We start from the raw sequence: 18,793 nt of genomic DNA, 5'->3' as shown, positions 1-18,793 counted from the left end.
CGCCATGCGTTTTACCGGCCTGCCTCCGGAAGCCGTCCCTGCTCTGATGACCGGGGCCGTCACCCCTCACCCCTCTGTCGCAGGCCGCGCCGACGCCTACCTGCCCTCCCCCTGCATCCAGAACCATGCGGCCAATCTTGCCTTTCTCCCCGACGGCACGCTAACCTGCGTCTGGTTCGGCGGCACGATGGAGGGCATGGGAGACATTTCGATTTACATGTCGCGGCTGGCGCCGGGCTCCGATCGCTGGTCGGAACCGGAAAAGATGAGCGACGATCCGGAGAAATCCGAGCAGAACCCCTTGATATTCAACGCCCCTGACGGAAAGATTTGGCTGCTCTACACATCGCAGACGTCAGGCAACCAGGATGGCTCGATTGTCAAATTCCGGACATCGAATGACGGCGGCAAAACATTCGGCCCGGCCCAAATCCTCTGCGACAGCCCCGGTACCTTCGTCCGCCAGCCGATTGTCGTCAACGACCGCGGCGACTGGCTGCTGCCGATCTTCCGCTGCGTCGGCCTTGAGGGCCAGCGCTGGAGCGGCGATGCCGATACGGCAGCGGTGCTGATCTCCCGTGACCGCGGCACGAACTGGCAAATGGTCGATATTTGGGACAGTCTCGGCGCCGTGCACATGAACATCCTGCCGCTTGGCGGCAGCGAGATGGTCGCCTTTTACCGCAATCGTTTCGCCGAAACCATACTTTCCAGCCGATCGGCGGACGGCGGCGAAAGCTGGAGCCCGCCCGAGCCCACCGAACTGCCGAACAACAACTCCTCAATCCAGGCCACCGTTCTGGATAATCGAATGATTGTAATGGTTTACAACCATTCGAATGCGACGATGTCGGATGCGCGACGCCAGTCTCTCTACGATGAAATCGAGGGTGACGAGGCTGGAGAGAGCGCTGCTATCGTTGCCGATGCCGGCCGCAAGGCGGTCTGGGGTGTTCCGCGCGCGCCGCTCAGCCTGGCGATCTCGAGGGATGGCGGCAGGACCTTTCCGCAGCGCATGGATCTCGATACCGGCGACGGCTTCTGCCTCAGCAACAATTCGAAGGATTCGCTGAACCGCGAATTCTCCTACCCCTCGGTCGTCCAGGGCAGCGATGGCACGCTCCATGTCGCCTACACCTATTACCGGCGCGCCATCAAATATGTGCGGCTCGCCCCGCAAGCGCTGCCGTAAGCAAGCTGCCGGCCTGGAATTGTAAAATCGGCTTTGCGATCCTTGCGTGAGAGTATGCGGGACATCAGGAAATTGGCCGGCTCGCGCCGGGATTTGACAACAATTTTGGCTCTCCTCCACGGCGTGATAGCGGCTAACCTTTCAATTGACGCTTCATTCATCCTTTCAATAAGTATCTGTTTTCACATAGATATTTTCAGGGGTCGATCGGTTGGACCGGCCATGCCGGTGATAAAATCTCCCCGAGCCAGGAATGCCTGCTTGACATTGATCTTACAACTTTACAATAAATGGGCTGACATTATCGCCGCAAGATCCTGCAGGAGGACTTCATGGCCAGCTTGGATTCGCCTATCACCATCGTTCGGCCGCATCTGATCGAATTCGGCATCGGCATGGCGGCAAAGCTCGGCAAATGGGCTGCCGAAAAGGGTTTCAGGCGCACGCTCGTCATCTCCGACGCTTTCAATGCCGCGCGCATCGACCTGCTGGAATTGAAGGGCGAGGTGACGGTCTTTGCCGACGTGACGCCGGAGCCGGATACGGCCAACCTCGAAAAAGTCCTGGCGGCGGCCAACGGCGCTGACGCCGAGCTGATCGTCGGCTTCGGCGGCGGCAGCGCCATGGATCTGGCAAAACTCGCCGCCGTTCTTGCCGGCTCGGCGCAGACGCTGCATGAGGTCGTCGGCCCGAACAAGGTGCATGGACCGCGCAAGGCAGCGCTCGCCCAGGTGCCGACGACATCGGGCACCGGCAGCGAGGCTGGCATCCGCGCGCTCGTCACCGACCCCAGGACGATGGCCAAGCTCGCAGTCGAAAGCCTGCATATGCTGGCCGACATCGCCGTCATCGATCCGGCGCTCACCTTCACCGTGCCGGCCCGAACCACAGCCGCCACCGGCGTCGACGCGATGGCCCACTGCGTCGAGGCCTTCACCAACCGCAAGGCTCATCCGATGGTCGATATCTATGCAATTGAGGGAACGCGGCTGGTCGGCAAATATCTCGCCCGCGCCGTCAGAGACGGAAACGACGCCGAAGCGCGCGCCGGCCTGTCGCTCGCCTCGCTTTACGGCGGTTTCTGCCTCGGCCCGGTCAACACCGCCGGCGGTCATGCGCTTGCCTATCCCCTCGGCACCCGCTGGCATGTGGCGCATGGCGCTGCCAACGCGCTGATCTTTCCGCATGTTCTCGCCTTCAACACGCCGTCTGCACCGGGGAAGACGAAAGCGGTGATGGAAGCGCTTGGGCGTCAAACCTCGGACAACACGACATCCGTCTTCGATGCGGCCTATGCTTTCTGCGCCGAGCTCGGCATCGAGATGAAACTGTCAGGCCTTGGCGTGCCGGAAAGCGATCTCGACGCCATGGCCGACGACGCCTTTGCCATCCGCCGTCTGCTCGATAACAATCCGCGCGATCTCACCCGCGCCGACATTCGCTCGATTTATGCGGCCGCTTTCTAGGCGACAGGGTTTTCAGAAGGGACTTTGATGATGGACAGGAATGCAAAAGTCGCCGTGACGCTCGGTGATCCCGCCGGCGTCGGCCCCGAGGTGATCGTCAAGGCACTGGCAGCCCTTCCGAAGGAGGAGCGTCGCGATTTCGTCATCGTCGGCAATGTCGAAGCGCTGGAGCGCGCCGACCGCGTCAGCGGCACCGCGCTGAAATTCGGTTCTGCCGACGCCGCCAGCGACGACAGGATCGCCGTCGATGAAGTCCCACTCGCCGCCGCTTTGCCCGAGATCGGCAAGGTCAGCCCGGTCGCGGGCGACGCTTCCGTGCGCTATATCACTCGCGCCGTCGATCTCGCCATGTCAGGTCAAGCCGATGTCATCGTCACCGCGCCGATCAACAAGGAGGCGATGAACCTAGCCGGCCATCACCATGACGGCCATACCGGGCTGCTCGCCCATCTCACCGGCTCAAAGAGCTCCTTCATGCTGCTTGCCTCGGAGCGGCTGAACACCATCCATGTCTCGACCCATATCTCGCTGAAGGGCGCGATCGAACGGGCCAAGACCGAGCGGGTGCTGGCGACCATCGAGGCCGGCCACAATCATTTCTTGCGTATCGGCAAACAGGCGCGCATCGCCGTTGCCGGCCTCAATCCGCATTGCGGCGAAAACGGCCTGTTCGGCACCGAGGACATGGAATTCCTGGTGCCGGCGGTCGAACAGGCGCAGGCCAAGGGCATCGACGTCGTCGGTCCGATCTCGGCCGATACGGTTTTCGCTCGCGCCTATAACGGCGCCTTTGATCTCGTCATCGCCCAGTATCACGATCAGGGCCACATCCCGATCAAGCTCGTCGCCTTCGAGACGGCGGTCAACGTCTCGCTCGGCCTGCCGATCGACCGCGTCTCGGTCGATCACGGCACCGCCTTCGACATCGCCGGCACCGGCAAGGCCAATCACGTCAACATGCTCTCGGCCATCGCCTATGCCCGGCTGATGGCGAGCTCACCGCGGCGGGACGCGTAATCGCCCTATTCCGAAGGAGCGGCGGCCACGCCTCGCGGGAACGGGGATCTCTTACTTCGCCTCGTCACATGCCGAACAGGTCGCGGTGATAGAACGGCGTGGCTGCTGGCCGCAGAAGATTGCCGCACAGGCGTGACATCGCTATGTTGTAGCGGGCACGAACAGCAAAGGAGGTTGCCTATGACACCGCGGGACGCCTGATCCAGCACTATCAAGACTTCTGCCTTTCCAAGGGCATCGACTTCACACGCATCGAATCCGTACGGCCGCATGACGATACAACGCTCTTCTGCAGCGCTGGCATGCAGCAATACAAGCCTCTCTTCTCCGATCCTTCTTTTAGCGGAACAGTCGCAAACAGCCAGGCCTGCCTGCGCTTGGGCGACCTCGACGAGATCGGCGACGGAACTCACTTCCTCCACTTCACCATGCTCGGGCTTTTCTCCTTCAGGGAAATGACCGTCGGCGACGCCATCGATTTTTGGCTCGCGTTTCTCGGAACGCTCGGTCTGGCGCCGGATCACGTAACGATGCATCCAGACCGCCTGATCGAATGGACGCCGCTCTATGGCGGGCGCGTACCCATCGTTGCAGATGCCGAATGCATCTGGAGCGATGGCAGCATCAGCGGATACTGCACCGAGTTCTACAAGCATGGCATAGAGATCGGGAACATTGTCAATCCGCTCGGAAGCTGTATCGATGTCGGCTTCGGCGCGGAGCGTCTCGATATGATCGTCAACGGCACGCCGCCGGCCGATGCGCTGGAGACATTGCGCGAGACGGTGATGACGATCGTAGAAAGCGGATATCGGCCGGGTAATAAGGAGCAGGGATATGTTCTGCGCAAACTGCTCCGCCGTATCCACAGGATGGGCGGCACGCTCGACCATCCGTTCTTCGGGGAAGAGGTCGAACGCCAGAAGCGGCTCGGCGCCAAGTATCTGCGCCTGCGCGATCGCTATTGCGACAAGGGGGCGGAATGGTGGTTCGACACCCACGGCATTGATCTCTCCGACATCGAGGAGATCATCGAGTAGCAGGGATGAGGCTTCCCGGAATTGAACCCGGGAGGCCTTGCCACCGCCGTAGATGCCCCGCGGCGATCCGCATTGCACCGTCTCGGCTATCCCGCCGAAGTGTCCGAGATCATCCGGGAGACGGCATTCTTCCAACCGATGATCTTGGCCTGCCGCTCTGTCTCCGCCATTGCGGGGCTGAAACGTCGATCACAGGCCCAAGCCTTGGCAAATTCACGCTTGCCCGGCCAGATACCGGCCCTCGAGCCGGCAAGCCAGGCGGCCCCGAGCGCCGTCGTCTCGTGGATCGCCGAGCGGTCGACGGGGTTTCCGGTCATGTCGGCGAGGCATTGCATCGTCCAATCGGAAGCCGCCATGCCGCCATCGACGCGCAACACCGTCTCCAACTGATTGGCGCCCCAATCCCTCTTCATCGCCACGAGCAGGTCGAGCGTCTGATAGGCGACGGATTCGAGCACGGCGCGGGCGAATTCCGCCGGTCCGCTGTTGCGCGTCAGGCCGAAGATCGCACCACGCGCAGCCGGATCCCAATAAGGCGCGCCGAGCCCGGTGAAAGCGGGGACGATATAGACCTGCTGCCCGGGATCCGCCTTGGCCGCAAGCACCCCTGCCTCCGACGCCTGGCCGATAATGCCAAGGCCGTCGCGCAGCCATTGCACGGCGGCACCGGCGATGAAGATCGAGCCTTCGAGCGCATAGGTCGTCTCGCCGTCGAGGCGGCAGGCGATGGTCGTCAGCATCCGGTTGGCGGAGGAAACTCGATCCCGGCCGGTATTCAGCAGGGCGAAGCAGCCGGTGCCGTAAGTCGATTTCATCATGCCGGGTTCGAAGCAGGCATTGCCCATCGCCGCCGCCTGCTGGTCGCCGGCGACCCCGAAGATCGGAAGCTCGGCGCCGAGCAAGGCTTTGTCGATGCGGCCGAAATCATCGGCGCATTCCCTGACCTCGGGCAGCATGGCGGCCGGGACGCCGAGAATGCCGAGAAGTTCCTCGTCCCAAGCGCCGTCATCGATATTGTAGAGCAGCGTTCGCGATGCATTGGTTGCATCTGTCGCATGCACGCGGCCGCCGGTCAGCTTGTAGATCAACCAGCTGTCGATCGTGCCGAAACAGACCTCGCCCGCCTCGGCCTTCTCGCGCAGCCTATCGACATTGTCGAGCAGCCAGCGCAGCTTGGTTCCCGAAAAGTACGGGTCGAGCAGCAGTCCGGTTTTGGCGGAAAACAGCTTCTCATATCCATCGGCCTTCAGGCTATCGCACATTTCCGCCGTGCGCCGGTCCTGCCAGACGATCGCGCGGTAAAGCGGTGTTCCGGACTTGCGATCCCAGACGACTGCCGTTTCGCGCTGATTGGTGATGCCGACGGCTGCGATCGCGGCGGCATCCACGCCGGCATCAGCGATCGCCTTGCGCATCGTATCGACGACGGACTGCCAGATTTCGGCAGCGTCGTGCTCCACCCAGCCGGGGTGCGGATAGTATTGCGTGATCTCCGCCTGAGCGGAGCCTGCCATTTTCATGTCGCCGTTGAAGATGATCGCGCGCGAAGACGTCGTGCCCTGATCGATCGAAAGAATATAGCCGCTCATATCCGTCTCCGGCTCACGCGAAACCGCTCCGCCTGCCCGGAAGGGCAGGACGCGAAGGCCTCAGGAGAAAAAGATTGTAGGTGCCACCGGCTTGTCGTCGGTGGTAGGAAGTGATGGCCGGAGGTCTCGTTGCCTCCGGCCGGGTCCGCCTTACTTCTTCTGCCAGCTCTTGACGAGTTCGTCGTAGTTGACGGTGAGCGGCTTGTCCTTCTCGTTCTCGATCTTCAGCTGCGGAGCGAGGTTACCCTTCTTCACCGCGTCAGCGTTCCAATAAGCGAGATCATGCTCTTCGGCGAGCTTCGGGCCGATGTCGCCCTGGACCTTGGCGCGTTCCAGGCGCTGCAGCACCTTTTCCTGCTCCGAGCAAAGCGAGTCCATGGCTTCCTGCGGCGTCTTGGCGCCGGAGGATGCGTCACCGATCGCCTGCCACCAGAGCTGTGCGAGCTTCGGATAGTCAGGAACGTTCGTACCGGTCGGCGACCACTGCAGGCGGGCCGGCGAACGGTAGAACTCGATCAGGCCGCCGAGCTTCGGTGCGCGGTCGGTGAAGGACTTGTGATCCAGCGTCGACTGACGGATGAAGGTCAGACCCATATGGCTCTTCTTCACGTCAACAGTCTTCGAGGTGACGAACTGGGCATAGAGCCAGGCCGCCTTGGCGCGGTCGACGGGCGTCGACTTCATCAGCGTCCAGGAACCCGCATCCTGATAGCCGAGCTTCATGCCGTCCTTCCAGTAGACACCATGCGGGCTCGGCGCGAAACGCCATTTCGGCGTGCCGTCCGCATTGACGACCGGCAGGCCTTCCTTGACGAAATTGGCGGTGAAGGCCGTGTAGGTGAACATCTGCTGGGCAACTTCACCCTGCGAAGGCACCGGACCGGATTCGGAGAAGGTCATGCCCTGAGCGGCAGCCGGTGCGTATGCCTTCATCCAGTCCAGATATTTCTGGATGGAATAGACAGCGGCCGGGCCGTTGGTATCGCCGCCGCGCGCGACGCACGAGCCGACGGGACGGGAGTTCTCATCGACCTTGATGCCCCATTCGTCGACCGGCTTGCCGTTCGGAATGCCCTTGTCGCCGTTGCCGGCCATCGACAGCCAGGCGTCGGTGAAGCGCCAGCCGAGCGACGGGTCCTTCTTGCCGTAGTCCATGTGGCCATAGACCTTCTTGCCGTCGATCTCGCGGCCGGTGAAGAACTCGGCAATATCCTCATAGGCCGACCAGTTGACCGGCACGCCGAGATCGTAGCCGTACTTCGCCTTGAAGTCGGCCTTGTTCTTCTCGTCGTTGAACCAGTCGTAGCGGAACCAGTAGAGGTTGGCGAACTGCTGGTCCGGCAGCTGATAGAGCTTGCCGTCAGGCGCTGTCGTGAAGGACTTGCCGATGAAGTCGTCGACATCGAGGCCCGGATTGGTGACATCCTTGCCTTCATTGGCCATCCAGTCGGTCAGCGAACGGGCCTGCTGGTAGCGCCAATGGGTGCCGATCAGGTCGCTATCGTTGATATAGGCGTCATAGATGTTTTCGCCGGACTGCATCTGCGTCTGCAGCTTCTCGACCACGTCGCCTTCGCCGATCAGGTCGTGGGTAATCTTGATTCCGGTTATCGCGGTGAAAGCGGGCGCCAGCACCTTCGATTCATAATCATGCGTGGTGATCGTTTCGGAAACCACCTTGATGTCCATGCCGGCGAAGGGCTTCGCGGCATCGACGAACCATTGCATTTCCTTTTCCTGATCGGCGCGGGAAAGCGTCGAGAGATCGCCGACTTCCTTGTCGAGGAAGGTCTTGGCCTCGTCCATCCCGGCATAGGCCGATGCCGTCATCGCCAGCAGCAGGCCTGCTGTCGTCGTCAATAAGTGCCGTCGCATAATATCCTCCCAGGGTTTGCGATTGCAGTCACATACTCAGGCGGCCAAGCACCCCCGGCCATCTGTCTTCACTTTGCCGTCACACGTAGCGGAACACGCCGATGGCGTAGACCACGGAGATGGCAAGAGCCCACCACAGGTTGGGCCCAGCGAGCCCAAGCCATGCAAGATGAATGAAAGCGCTGCCCAGCAGCGAAATGAAAAGCCGGTCACCGCGCGTCGTTTCGAAACGCAGCACGCCCGTGCGCGGCGAGCCGCCCGGAGAAAAATACTCCCCGATGCTCATGGCGATCAGAAGCGCCAGGATCGTCAGGAAGAACAGCGCCGTCGGCAGCGTCCAGGCCATCCAGGAAAAGGTCATGTCCGGTCCTCCTCAGACGCGGCCCAGGGCAAAGCCCTTGGCGATGTAGTTGCGAACGAAATAGATGACGAGCGCGCCCGGGATGATGGTGAGCACGCCGGCAGCCGCGAGCACGCCCCAGTCCAAGCCGGCCGCCGAAACCGTTCGCGTCATGATCGCCGAGATCGGCTTTGCCGCCGTCGTCGTCAGAGTGCGGGCAAGCAGCAGTTCGACCCAGGAAAACATGAAGCAGAAGAATGCCGCCACGCCGACGCCGCTTGCGATCAGCGGAATGAATATCCTGATGAAGAAGCGCGGGAAGGAATAACCGTCGATATAGGCGGTCTCGTCGATCTCCTTCGGCACGCCGGACATGAAACCTTCGAGGATCCAGACGGCGAGCGGCACGTTGAACAGGCAGTGAGCAAGCGCCACGGCGATATGCGTATCGATCAGGCCGAAGGCCGAATAGAGCTGGAAGAACGGCAGCGCGAAGACCGCCGGCGGCGCCATGCGGTTGGTCAGCAGCCAGAAGAACAGGTGCTTGTCGCCGAGGAAGCGGTAGCGCGAGAAGGCATAGGCCGCCGGCAGCGCCACGGCAACCGAGATCACCGTGTTCATCACCACATAAATGATCGAGTTGATATAGCCGTTATACCAGGACGGGTCGGTGAAGATCACCGTATAATTGTGCAGCGTCGGGGCCGCCGGCCAGAGCGTGAAGGCGCCGGTGATTTCGGCATTTTCCTTAAAGCTCATGTTGATCAGCCAGTAGATCGGCAGGAGCAGGAAGAGGATGTAGATCGTCGGTACAAGCCAGGAGAGGCTGCCTGCGGGTTTGTATTTTCTGGTCATATCTGCCCTCCCTTAGCTCGCGTCGCTGCTGGTCATCACGGTGTAGAACACCCAGGAGAGCAGCAGGATGATGAGGAAATAAATGATCGACATTGCCGCGGCCGGGCCGAGATCGAACTGGCCGACCGCCATCTTCACAAGGTCGATGGAGAGGAAGGTCGTCGAGTTGCCGGGGCCGCCGCCGGTGACGACGAAGGGCTCGGTATAGATCATGAAGCTGTCCATGAAGCGCAGCAGCACGGCAATCAGCAGCACCCGCTTCATCTTCGGCAGCTGGATGTAGCGGAACACGGACCAGCGCGAGGCGCCGTCGATCTTGGCAGCCTGATAATAGGCGTCCGGGATCGAAACCAGGCCGGCATAGCAGAGCAGCACGACGAGGCTCGTCCAGTGCCAGACGTCCATGACGATGACGGTCACCCAAGCGTCGACGGGATCGCGGACATAATTGTAGTCGAGGCCGATCGCGGCGAGCGTATGACCGAGCAGGCCGATATCGACGCGTCCGAAAACCTGCCAGATGGTGCCGACGACATTCCACGGAATGAGCAGCGGCAGCGCCATCAGCACCAGGCAGACCGGGACGCCGGGACCCGACTTCGGCATGTTGAGCGCAATGAAGATGCCGAGCGGGATCTCCAGCGCCAGAATGATGAAGGAGAACAGCAGATTACGCTGGAGCGCTTCCCAGAAACGGTCGGAATGCAGCGTCTGGACGAACCAGTCGGTGCCGGCCCAGAAGAACTCGTTATTGCCGAACGTATCCTGCACCGAGTAGTTCACAACGGTCATCAGCGGAATGACCGCTGAAAAGGCCACGAGCAGCAGCACCGGCAGCACCAGAAACCAAGCTTTGTTGTTCCAAGTCTTCTGCATGGCTCAGGCCTCCCTGCCGACACGCCAGCTGTCGGCGTAGATGCTGATGGCGGACGGGTCGAAGGTGACGCGGGCATCCGCGGGAATGTCGTCGTCTTCGGAGACGACGATCGCGATCGGCTGGCCGGCAAAACGGGCGCGCACGATCTTCTGCCGGCCGATATCCTCGATCTTATTGATTGTAACCGGCATGCCCTCCCGCCCCAGGCGGATGAATTCGGGGCGAATGCCAAGTTCGGTCTTCACCGCGCCATTGGTATTCGGCGCATAATCCAGCGTCAGCACCTCGTCTCCGACCTTGACGGCGCTGCCGTCGACCTGTGCCGGCATGACGTTCATGCCGGGCGAACCAATGAAATAACCAACGAAGGTGTGGCTCGGCCGCTCGAAGAGCTCGGCCGGCGTGCCGATCTGGACGATCTGGCCGTCATACATGACGACGACCTTCTCGGCGAAAGTCAGTGCCTCGGTCTGGTCGTGTGTGACGTAGACCATGGTGAAGCCGAACTGCTTGTGCAGCCGTTTCAGCTGCGAGCGCAGCACCCATTTCATGTGCGGATCGATGACGGTCAGCGGCTCGTCGAACAGGATGGCGTTGACGTCGTTGCGCACCAGCCCGCGGCCGAGCGAGATCTTCTGCTTCTGGTCGGCCGTCAGCCCCTGCGCCTTGCGCTTGGCCCAGCCGGCAAGGTCGATCATTTCGAGAATGTCACGCACGCGCCGGTCGACATCTGCCTCGGCCACGCCCCGGTTGCGCAACGGGAAAGCGAGATTGTCGTAGACCGTCATCGTGTCGTAGATGACGGGAAACTGGAAGACCTGGGCGATGTTGCGGCTCTGCGTCGAAAGGTTCGTCACATCCCTGCCATCGAAGAGAATGCGGCCGTGCGAAGGCTGCAGCAGGCCGGAGATGATGTTGAGCAGCGTGGTCTTGCCGCAGCCGGAGGGGCCGAGCAGCGCATAGGCGCCGCCGTCGTTCCACTCGTGATCGACTTCCTTGAGCGAATAATCCTTTTCCGTCTTCGGATTGGCGCCGTAGGCGTGGCGGATATGGTCGAGCGTGATGCGTGCCATGGTGCTCTCCTATGCCTTTCCGGCTGCAGCGACAGCGCCGATCGTAGCGATAGCGCGGCCGTCGGCGCCGAAGGCCATCAGGTGGCGGGTGTCGAGAAAGGCCTCGATCTCGATATCCGGATCGATGTCGTGAATGCCATGCGCCAGCATCACCCAGCGCACGCCGTCATATTCCAGATGCACGAAGCTCTCCGAACCGGTGATCTCGGAAACCAGCGTGCGCGCCTGCAGGCGGGCCGCATCGCCGGTCTGGGCTCGGAGGCCGAGATGATGCGGATGAAAGGCGATCGTCACGGGCCCGTTCGGCACCGCGGCCAGATGCGAGGGGACGGAAAGCGTGGCCCCGCTCGGGCGCGTGAAGATATCGCCCGATTTCGTCACGTCCAGCGTGTTCAGCGGCGGATCGGCGAAGATGCCGGCGCTGTCGAGATCGACAGGGCGGCGATAGACGTCTATGGTCGGCCCGAACTGGGTGACCCGACCTTGGTTCAATGTTGCCGTATTGCCGCCGAGCAGCAGCGCCTCGGACGGTTCGGTGGTGGCGTAAACGAAGATCGCACCCGACTGGGCAAAAATCTTCGGCAGCTCCTCACGCAGTTCTTCGCGCAGTTTGTAATCGAGATTGGCGAGCGGCTCGTCCATCAACACCAGGCTGGCGTTCTTGACGAGGGCGCGCGCAAGTGCCGTGCGCTGCTGCTGGCCGCCGGAGAGATGGAGCGGCGTGCGGTCGAGATAGGGCGTGAGCTTCAGAAGCTCGGCCGCCTTGCGCACGTCGCGATCGATCGTGGCGGCGTCCTTGCCCGATATGCGCATCGGCGAGGCGATGTTTTCATAAACGGTCAATGCCGGATAATTGATGAACTGCTGGTAGACCATGGCGACATTGCGCTTCTGCACCGGCATGCCGGTGACGTCGGCGCCGTCGAAATGCACGGAGCCGGCGGTCGGACGGTCAAGCCCGGCCATCAGCCGCATCAGCGACGTCTTGCCCGACAGCGTCGGCCCGAGCAGGACGTTCAGCGTGCCGCGCTCGAGGACCAGATCGGTCGGATAGATGTGATAGTCCGCGCCCACCATTTTGGCGGCGTTCCGCAGTTCCAGCATTCCTGTTCCCGTGCCTCCACGCAGCGGGGATCACACGCCGCCTATCCGGCCATCGCCGGCATGGCAGCCATGTACTCCTCCAGTGACTGAGCCTGCTCCTTCGAAAGGCGCAGACCATCCTTTGTTCTCCTCCACAGCACGTCTTCGGCGTGCCGGGCCCATTCATGTTCGACGAGATAGGCGACCTCGGCCTCGTAGAGATCGCCGCCGAACAGCCGCCCGAGATCGTCAATGCCACGGGCATTGCCGAGTAGCGTCTCGGCCCTGGTGCCGTAGCGACGCACCAGCCGGCGAGCGTGCCGATCGGCGAGGAACGGATAGCGGCTTTTCAGCTTGGCAACCTCGGCCTCATAACCCTTGACGGCGAAATTGCCGCCGGGCAGATGGCTCTTGGCTGTCCACGGAGCACCCTTGACGCCGATCGCAGCACCGATCTTCTCCAACGCATGCTCGGACAGCCGGCGATAAGTGGTGAGCTTTCCGCCGAAAACATTAAGCAGCGGCGCGGTCTCCCTCTCGCCGTCGAGCTTCAGCACATAGTCGCGCGTCGCCTCCTGCGCCTTCGAGGCGCCGTCGTCATAAAGCGGGCGCACCGCCGAATAGGTCCAGACGATATCCTCTGGCCGCACCGGCTCCTTGAAATATTCCGACGCCGCATTGCAGAGATAGACCGTCTCCTCCTCGGAGATCCTGACATCCTTGGGATCGGCGGTATAGTCGCGGTCGGTCGTGCCGATCAGGGTGAAGTCGCCCTCATAGGGAATGGCGAAGATGATGCGATTGTCCGGATTCTGGAAGAAATAGGCGCGCGGATCGTCGAACTTCTTCTTGACGACGATATGGCTGCCCTGGACGAGGCGGACATGGTGGGCCTCGTTCTCGCCGAAGGCGGAACGAATGACATGATCGACCCAGGGACCGGCGGCATTGACCAGCATCCGCGCCTGATGGCTTTCGCTGCGGCCGGTGACGGTATCGGTGGTCTCGATATGCCAAAGGCCCGTCTCGCGCCGTGCCGACACCACTTTGGTACGCGGCAGTATGACCGCACCCTTGTCGGCGGCATCGCGGGCGTTCAGCACCACCATGCGAGCGTCGTCAACCCAGCCGTCGGAATATTCGAACGCTCTCGTAAACAGCGCCTTCAGCGGCTTGCCGGCCGGATCCTTGCGCATGTCGAGCACCGACGTCGCCGGCAGCAGCTTGCGGCCGCCGAGATGGTCGTAGAGGAAGAGACCGAGCCGGATCAGCCATGCCGGGCGGATACCGCCCTTATGATAAGGCAATACGAAGCGTAGCGGCCAGATGATATGCGGCGCCATCGCCCAGAGGATCTCGCGCTCCATCAGCGATTCACGCACCAGGCGGAACTCGTAATGCTCGAGATAACGCAGGCCGCCATGGATCAGCTTGGTGGCGCCAGATGAGGTGCCCGAAGCGAAATCGTTCATCTCCGCCAGCGCCACGGTATAGCCGCGCCCGACAGCATCGCGAGCGATGCCGCAGCCGTTGATGCCGCCGCCAATGACGAAAATGTCGTGTATCTCCCGGCCCAATTGCCCCTCCGAGCCTGCTGCTTATTTCGCATCGCACAAAACTTGCGCGATTGCGAAAGTGAGATCAGTAAAAACGAAAGAATTACGAATGTCAAACGAATGTTGGCGGATCTATTTCGATCTGCTGCTCGTTTCGATCAGTTTCACATTGTTTTCGAGGCAAAGATTGCGGATCGACGGCACCGGACAGTGGTCAGTGATGAAGGTGTGAACCTGGGAAAGCTGGCCGATCCGGACCGGCGCGGTGCGTTCGAACTTCGTCGAATCGGCGACAAGGATGACATGGCGGGCATTGGCGATGATCGCCTGGGCGACCTTCACCTCGCGAAAATCATAGTCGAGAAGCGCGCCGTCGATATCGATCGCCGAAGCGCCGATTACGGCATAGTCGACCTTGAACTGGCGGATGAAATCGACCGCCGCTTCGCCGACGATGCCGCCGTCAGACCCGCGCACGACCCCGCCGGCGATCACCACCTCGATTGCCGGGAAGAGGCGCAACCGGTTGGCAACGTTGATATTGTTGGTGATCACCATCAGTTCGTGATGATTGGCGAGCGCCTCGCCCACCGCCTCGGTCGTCGTGCCGATATTGATGAAGAGCGAGGCGCCGCTCGGGATCAGTTCGACGGCCGCCATGCCGATCGCCTGTTTCTCCGAGGCGGCGATCTGGCGGCGCGCCTCGTATTTGACGTTCTCCGTTCCGCTCGGGAACGTCGCCCCGCCATGGATGCGGGTCAGCACCTGCGCATCGCAGAGATCGTTCAGGTCCTTGCGGATGGTTTGCGGTGTCACCGAAAACCGTGAGGCGAGCTCTTCGACCAGAACCCTGCCGCTCGATTTCGCGATCGCCACGATTTCAGTCTGTCGGTCGGTCAAGAACATCGGCGCCCCCTTTCGATCTGCTTTCGTTTTTAAAGAAAGCGAAGGGCGGCGCAATGCCTATTTGTCGGCGGCCGAGTTTCGCGCTCCGAATCTGATGGCCGCCGCGCCGCGCAATCAGCGTTTCCGCATGAGGTTGACCACGAGAACGCCGAGGATCGCCATGGCGCCGCCGATCGCGCCGAGTGCCGTCGGCGTCTCGCCGAGCCAGACGAAACCGATCAGCGTTGCGACCGGCGGCACGCCATAGAGGAAATTCGAGGCGCGACCTGCCGTCAGCCGCTTCAATGCAATCGCCCAGGTGAGATAGCCGATCGCGGTGGGGAAGATGACCAGATAGGCAACGCCCCAGTTGACCTCCGCGGGCGCTGCCGCCAACGCGCGGATCGTCGCCGGGACGGCCGGAAACAGCGGCACGGAGCCAATCAGCAGGATCCAGGCGGTGACTGCAAGCACCGGCAGCCTGCCAAGCAGCGGCTTCTGCAGCACGCTGGCGATCGCCGAGCAGAGCGCTGCGCCGAGGATGAGGATTGCATTCGGATCGAGCTTGAAGCCGTCGTCGGAGGCGACCGCGATCAGCGCTACACCGCCGAAGGAAACCGCGGTGCCTACCCAGCCCCAGCGGCCGAAGCGCTCGCCGAGCGCGAAGGTGGCGATGAGGGCGGTAAAGACCGGCATGGTATTGATGATGAAGCTGGCCGGCCCCGCCGCAACCGTCTGCTCGCCGGTGTTCAACAGAACCGCATAAGCGGCGATGAAGAGCACGGCGGCGACCGAGAGGCGGAAGAAATCGCGCTTTTCCGGCATCGGCCGGTAGATGGCGAGATAGACAAGGGCAAGGACGCCGGCCGCCACGTAACGCGCTGTGGCCAGCTCGATCGGCGTCAGCGGCCCGAGGCAGATGCGGATCACCACGAAGGAGGAGGCCCAGAAGACAATAGTGACGACGATCGCCGCAAAGGCTACCAGATCAAAGCTGCCCTGCTCTTTCGTCGAAACCGGTGCGCTTGCCGCCATGCTCATTGTCGCCTCCATTGGTGCTTTGACCAAGGATTAAGCTGATGACTCGTGCTTGAAAAGCATCTCAATCGATGATCAAATGTGCGTATGGTTCACAGCTCGCCCGTGCTTCCACCACTTGATACGCTCGAGACCTTTGCCCGCGCCGCCCGGCTGGGATCGTTTTCCGCCGCGGCCGAAGAGAGCGGCATCACCCATGGCGCGGTGTCGCGGCAGGTCTCGCGCCTCGAGCGCTGGATGGGTGTGCGGCTGTTTGCACGAGAGCCCCGCGGCGTTCGCCTGACGCCGGAAGGCATGCGGTTTTTCGCGCGGGCCGAGGAAGCGCTTTCTTTGCTCGGCAATAGCGGCGAGCGCTGGCTGCCCCGGCCGAACAAGGCGGTGGTGCGCCTTTCGGTGACGCCCTCCGTCGCCTCGTTGTGGCTATTCCAGCGTCTGGCGAAGCTCGAAGGAAACGAGCTGCATGTCGAGCTGACGCTCGAGCACCGGTTGGCGGATTTCGGCGAAGGCACGGATCTTGCCATCCGCTGCGGCAAGGGTCCGTGGGCCGGCGTGCGCGCCCTGCCGCTCTGGCAGGAGAAATCCTTTCCGATCGCCGCCCCGGCGCTGGCAAACCGGCTCGAACAGCGCTCCGATGCGCTTTCCCTGCTCGAGCTGCCGATCCTGCACGACTCCAACATCGAAGGCTGGCGCCGCTGGCTCTCTCGCGAAGGCGTCGATTATATGCCGCGCGGCCAGGATCGGCGCTTCGAGGATTACAATCTGGTGATCGATGCCTGTGCGCAAGGACTGGGCATCGCGCTCGCCCGCCCTCCCCTATCGGATGCGGCACTCGCCGCCGGACGCGTCGTGGCGGTGTCGGACCGTACGCTCGACTATCACGTCGCCTTTCACCTGATCCGGCCGGACGATGCACTGCGAAGCCCCGCTGTCGAATTTGCCCGTCGCTTCCTGCACGAAGCCGGTCATGACGAGGCGACGATCTGCGCCTTTGTCGCACCCGGCAGGGCAAAAGCGTAAGACTCGCCGCCGCATCCGGCCTGAACGTCTCGGCGGCATATCATGGCTGTCCCAGATTTCCGGATAATCATCCATTACTGCGCGCGCAAACAGGCGCGAGGGATTTGACGCCCCCGCCGCGTCTCGGCAGGGGCGAGTCAAAACCGGTCAATCCGCCGGGGTCAGTGTCATCGATGCGCTGCCGGCCGCAACGTTCAGGCCGAGTTGGCCGGTCAGGCTTACCGTCTGCAGATGGATTGAACCGGAGGTGCCGCCGACCAGGAGGTTGGCGCCGACGCCGGCGCCGACCGTCGCCTCTGCGCTCGCGCCGACATAAAGGCCGGCGAGCGACCCGCGATGATAGCCGGCCGTCGGCGCAAACACCGCCCAGATCAGCCGGCTGCGGGTGGTAAAGCCGAGGTCGATGCCGAGCTTTCGCATTTCGCCGGTATAGTGGTCCAGAAGCTCATTGCCGACGATCGACTGGAAGACGCAGTCTGCTTCCTTGGAGGAACCGAGCACATAACCCGTGCCGCCGCCGATATCGCAAGTGAGATAACCGATCTTCACACCATTGCGCAGATCCGGCTCTTCATATGTTCTGGTGACGGGATCGGCAGCATTAACCGCCCCCGCGCCGACAAACGTCAACGATACCGCGGCAAACGCCGTCGCAAGAGTTTTATTCATAAGTCTCTCCTTCTCAAATCGTGACGGGAACACCCGGCTGGCCGGCACCGGATATAGAAGGGGATCGCAACACAATCCCAGAACGGTGCCGTTTTCGCGTCGCAGTTAAAGCGCGTGGGAGGCGCAAGCGACACCCTTACGGTTTAGCCCCATTGGGACATTTCGAAGGCACCATGTGGGCCGCATGCGCCATTTCACGATCTTGTCAGGAATGGTTGCACAAAAAACACATTCGCTCAGAGCGGGTTCTCGCAGCGCGGGGCGAATACCAAGAAAAGGAAAACCCGGCGATAGTTATCACCGGGCTTTATACTTCATTTCTCCTCGCTATACTCTGCGCATGAAGCGCATGACGAGCGAGACGACGAACAACACCAGGAAAATGAAGAACAGAACCTGGGCAATAGAAGCTGAGGCCCCGGCGATGCCGCCAAATCCGAGGACGCCGGCAATCAAGGCCACAACGAGAAACACCAGAGCGTAGTAAAGCATCGCAATCTCCTTTTACGTTGCTGCTGACATAACGGAGACCGCCCATTTTGGTTCCCTGCCTATCATGCTCGGCAGGGGGAGCATCGCATCGGCTTTCGTTCAGCCGAAATGAAGAACGCCGCTGTACGTCCGGTCGCCTTCGGTCGGCTCCGGAGGCTCGGCTGCATCCAGATACGTCTTGAGCGGCCCGGTCAGCACGAACCAGACGCTGGCCCCCAGCATGAAACAGGCGCCCACCGGATCGTCGATGCGAGCGATGAACGGAAGGCAGGCCGATGAGAACAGAACAATGATCCGCACCGACCACTCCGCCTCACGTTTGGCGACGGCGCGCGCCCTCAGCGACTTGTACTCCCGGGCGCCATAGGCGCTTCCTCCCGCCTTTACCGCCGAAAGCAGCTTTCTGGCCGACGGCAGGGCCAGCATGACCACCGCGGCGACGCTGAGCGCGAAAGGCCTGCCGGCCATCACCTGCCCGCTCGCGACAAGGAGAAAAGAGAGCACGACGAGATTCCACGTCGGCTCCAACAGTTCCGGCGGCTGTCGCGTGCGGATGTGCCAACTCCGCAGCAAGCCCGCCGCACCGTGCAGTAGCGGCTGATCGATATAGCGATTGATCCAGTCCATGCAGACCCGCCCGTCCCCGATTGAATGAAGAGGGCTCCGAACACCACGGAAATAGGTCATCATCGTGGCAGAGCGTCAGCAATATCAGCCGAAGCTATGCGT

18 protein-coding genes are annotated in these 18,793 nt (G+C 61.9%); 5 read left to right on the top strand and 13 right to left on the bottom strand.

The features are described from left to right. Positions 1-4: 4 nt before the first annotated feature. From C4N04_RS20910 to C4N04_RS20895, 4 genes are all read left to right on the top strand, one after another. Positions 5-1,192 carry an exo-alpha-sialidase gene (locus tag C4N04_RS20910; RefSeq protein WP_106796917.1) on the top strand — a complete coding sequence of 396 codons (1,188 nt, stop codon included), beginning with the start codon at positions 5-7 and terminating at the stop codon, positions 1,190-1,192. Positions 1,193-1,524: 332 nt separating this feature from the next. Next, a complete protein-coding gene (locus C4N04_RS20905) occupies positions 1,525-2,658 on the top strand; it encodes an iron-containing alcohol dehydrogenase (RefSeq protein ID WP_106796916.1) in 1,134 nt (377 codons plus the stop codon). A 30-nt stretch (positions 2,659-2,688) separates the two neighbouring features. Then, the gene (gene pdxA / locus C4N04_RS20900) at positions 2,689-3,675 is read left to right on the top strand and encodes a 4-hydroxythreonine-4-phosphate dehydrogenase PdxA (RefSeq protein WP_106796953.1); all 987 of its coding nucleotides are present in this window, start codon (positions 2,689-2,691) and stop codon (positions 3,673-3,675) included. A gap of 197 nt (positions 3,676-3,872) precedes the next feature. Next, on the top strand, positions 3,873-4,715 hold the full coding sequence (locus C4N04_RS20895) for an alanine--tRNA ligase-related protein (protein WP_106796915.1): 843 nt from the start codon (positions 3,873-3,875) through the stop codon (positions 4,713-4,715). A gap of 86 nt (positions 4,716-4,801) precedes the next feature. On the opposite strand, the gene glpK is transcribed toward C4N04_RS20895, so the two are convergent. The 10 genes from glpK to C4N04_RS20845 form a co-directional block, all read right to left on the bottom strand. Next, positions 4,802-6,304 carry a glycerol kinase GlpK gene (glpK, locus tag C4N04_RS20890; protein ID WP_106796914.1) on the bottom strand — a complete coding sequence of 501 codons (1,503 nt, stop codon included), beginning with the start codon at positions 6,302-6,304 and terminating at the stop codon, positions 4,802-4,804. 150 nt (positions 6,305-6,454) lie between these two features. Continuing rightward, entirely contained in the window at positions 6,455-8,179 is a 1,725-nt protein-coding gene (locus C4N04_RS20885; protein WP_040112842.1) for an ABC transporter substrate-binding protein, read from the bottom strand. A 79-nt stretch (positions 8,180-8,258) separates the two neighbouring features. After that, positions 8,259-8,540 carry a DUF2160 domain-containing protein gene (locus C4N04_RS20880; RefSeq protein ID WP_040112841.1) on the bottom strand — a complete coding sequence of 94 codons (282 nt, stop codon included), beginning with the start codon at positions 8,538-8,540 and terminating at the stop codon, positions 8,259-8,261. 12 nt (positions 8,541-8,552) lie between these two features. Continuing rightward, a complete protein-coding gene (locus tag C4N04_RS20875; RefSeq protein WP_040112840.1) occupies positions 8,553-9,374 on the bottom strand; it encodes a carbohydrate ABC transporter permease in 822 nt (273 codons plus the stop codon). A gap of 12 nt (positions 9,375-9,386) precedes the next feature. After that, entirely contained in the window at positions 9,387-10,250 is an 864-nt protein-coding gene (locus C4N04_RS20870) for a sugar ABC transporter permease (RefSeq protein WP_011427488.1), read from the bottom strand. Positions 10,251-10,253: 3 nt separating this feature from the next. After that, positions 10,254-11,324: an ABC transporter ATP-binding protein gene (locus tag C4N04_RS20865; RefSeq protein ID WP_077993509.1), complete on the bottom strand. Its 1,071-nt coding sequence runs from the start codon at positions 11,322-11,324 to the stop codon at positions 10,254-10,256. Between the two features lie 9 nt (positions 11,325-11,333). Continuing rightward, positions 11,334-12,428, bottom strand: coding sequence for an ABC transporter ATP-binding protein (locus C4N04_RS20860; protein ID WP_106796913.1), 1,095 nt, complete (start codon positions 12,426-12,428; stop codon positions 11,334-11,336). A 41-nt stretch (positions 12,429-12,469) separates the two neighbouring features. Next, entirely contained in the window at positions 12,470-13,984 is a 1,515-nt protein-coding gene (gene glpD / locus C4N04_RS20855) for a glycerol-3-phosphate dehydrogenase (protein ID WP_106796912.1), read from the bottom strand. Positions 13,985-14,095: 111 nt separating this feature from the next. Next, the gene (locus C4N04_RS20850) at positions 14,096-14,869 is read right to left on the bottom strand and encodes a DeoR/GlpR family DNA-binding transcription regulator (RefSeq protein WP_106796911.1); all 774 of its coding nucleotides are present in this window, start codon (positions 14,867-14,869) and stop codon (positions 14,096-14,098) included. Positions 14,870-14,983: 114 nt separating this feature from the next. Beyond that, positions 14,984-15,901, bottom strand: coding sequence for a DMT family transporter (locus C4N04_RS20845; RefSeq protein ID WP_106796910.1), 918 nt, complete (start codon positions 15,899-15,901; stop codon positions 14,984-14,986). Positions 15,902-15,973: 72 nt separating this feature from the next. Between C4N04_RS20845 and C4N04_RS20840 the strand changes: the two genes are divergently transcribed. Further along, complete coding sequence (locus C4N04_RS20840; protein ID WP_106796909.1) at positions 15,974-16,903, top strand: LysR substrate-binding domain-containing protein; 930 nt, start codon at positions 15,974-15,976, stop codon at positions 16,901-16,903. Between the two features lie 147 nt (positions 16,904-17,050). Here the strand turns inward: C4N04_RS20840 and C4N04_RS20835 are convergent, their stop codons facing one another. The 3 genes from C4N04_RS20835 to C4N04_RS20825 form a co-directional block, all read right to left on the bottom strand. Continuing rightward, positions 17,051-17,572: a DUF992 domain-containing protein gene (locus tag C4N04_RS20835; protein WP_040112834.1), complete on the bottom strand. Its 522-nt coding sequence runs from the start codon at positions 17,570-17,572 to the stop codon at positions 17,051-17,053. 327 nt (positions 17,573-17,899) lie between these two features. Beyond that, a complete protein-coding gene (locus C4N04_RS20830; RefSeq protein WP_003571841.1) occupies positions 17,900-18,064 on the bottom strand; it encodes a DUF1328 domain-containing protein in 165 nt (54 codons plus the stop codon). A gap of 99 nt (positions 18,065-18,163) precedes the next feature. Further along, positions 18,164-18,754 carry a hypothetical protein gene (locus C4N04_RS20825; RefSeq protein WP_106796908.1) on the bottom strand — a complete coding sequence of 197 codons (591 nt, stop codon included), beginning with the start codon at positions 18,752-18,754 and terminating at the stop codon, positions 18,164-18,166. Positions 18,755-18,793: the final 39 nt, after the last annotated feature.

It is taken from the genome of Rhizobium sp. H4 (assembly GCF_003013335.1).
GTDB lineage: Bacteria > Pseudomonadota > Alphaproteobacteria > Rhizobiales > Rhizobiaceae > Rhizobium > Rhizobium sophoriradicis.
The sequence above is the reverse complement of the archived record's forward strand: the minus strand, read 5'-3'. Positions and strand labels throughout refer to the sequence as shown.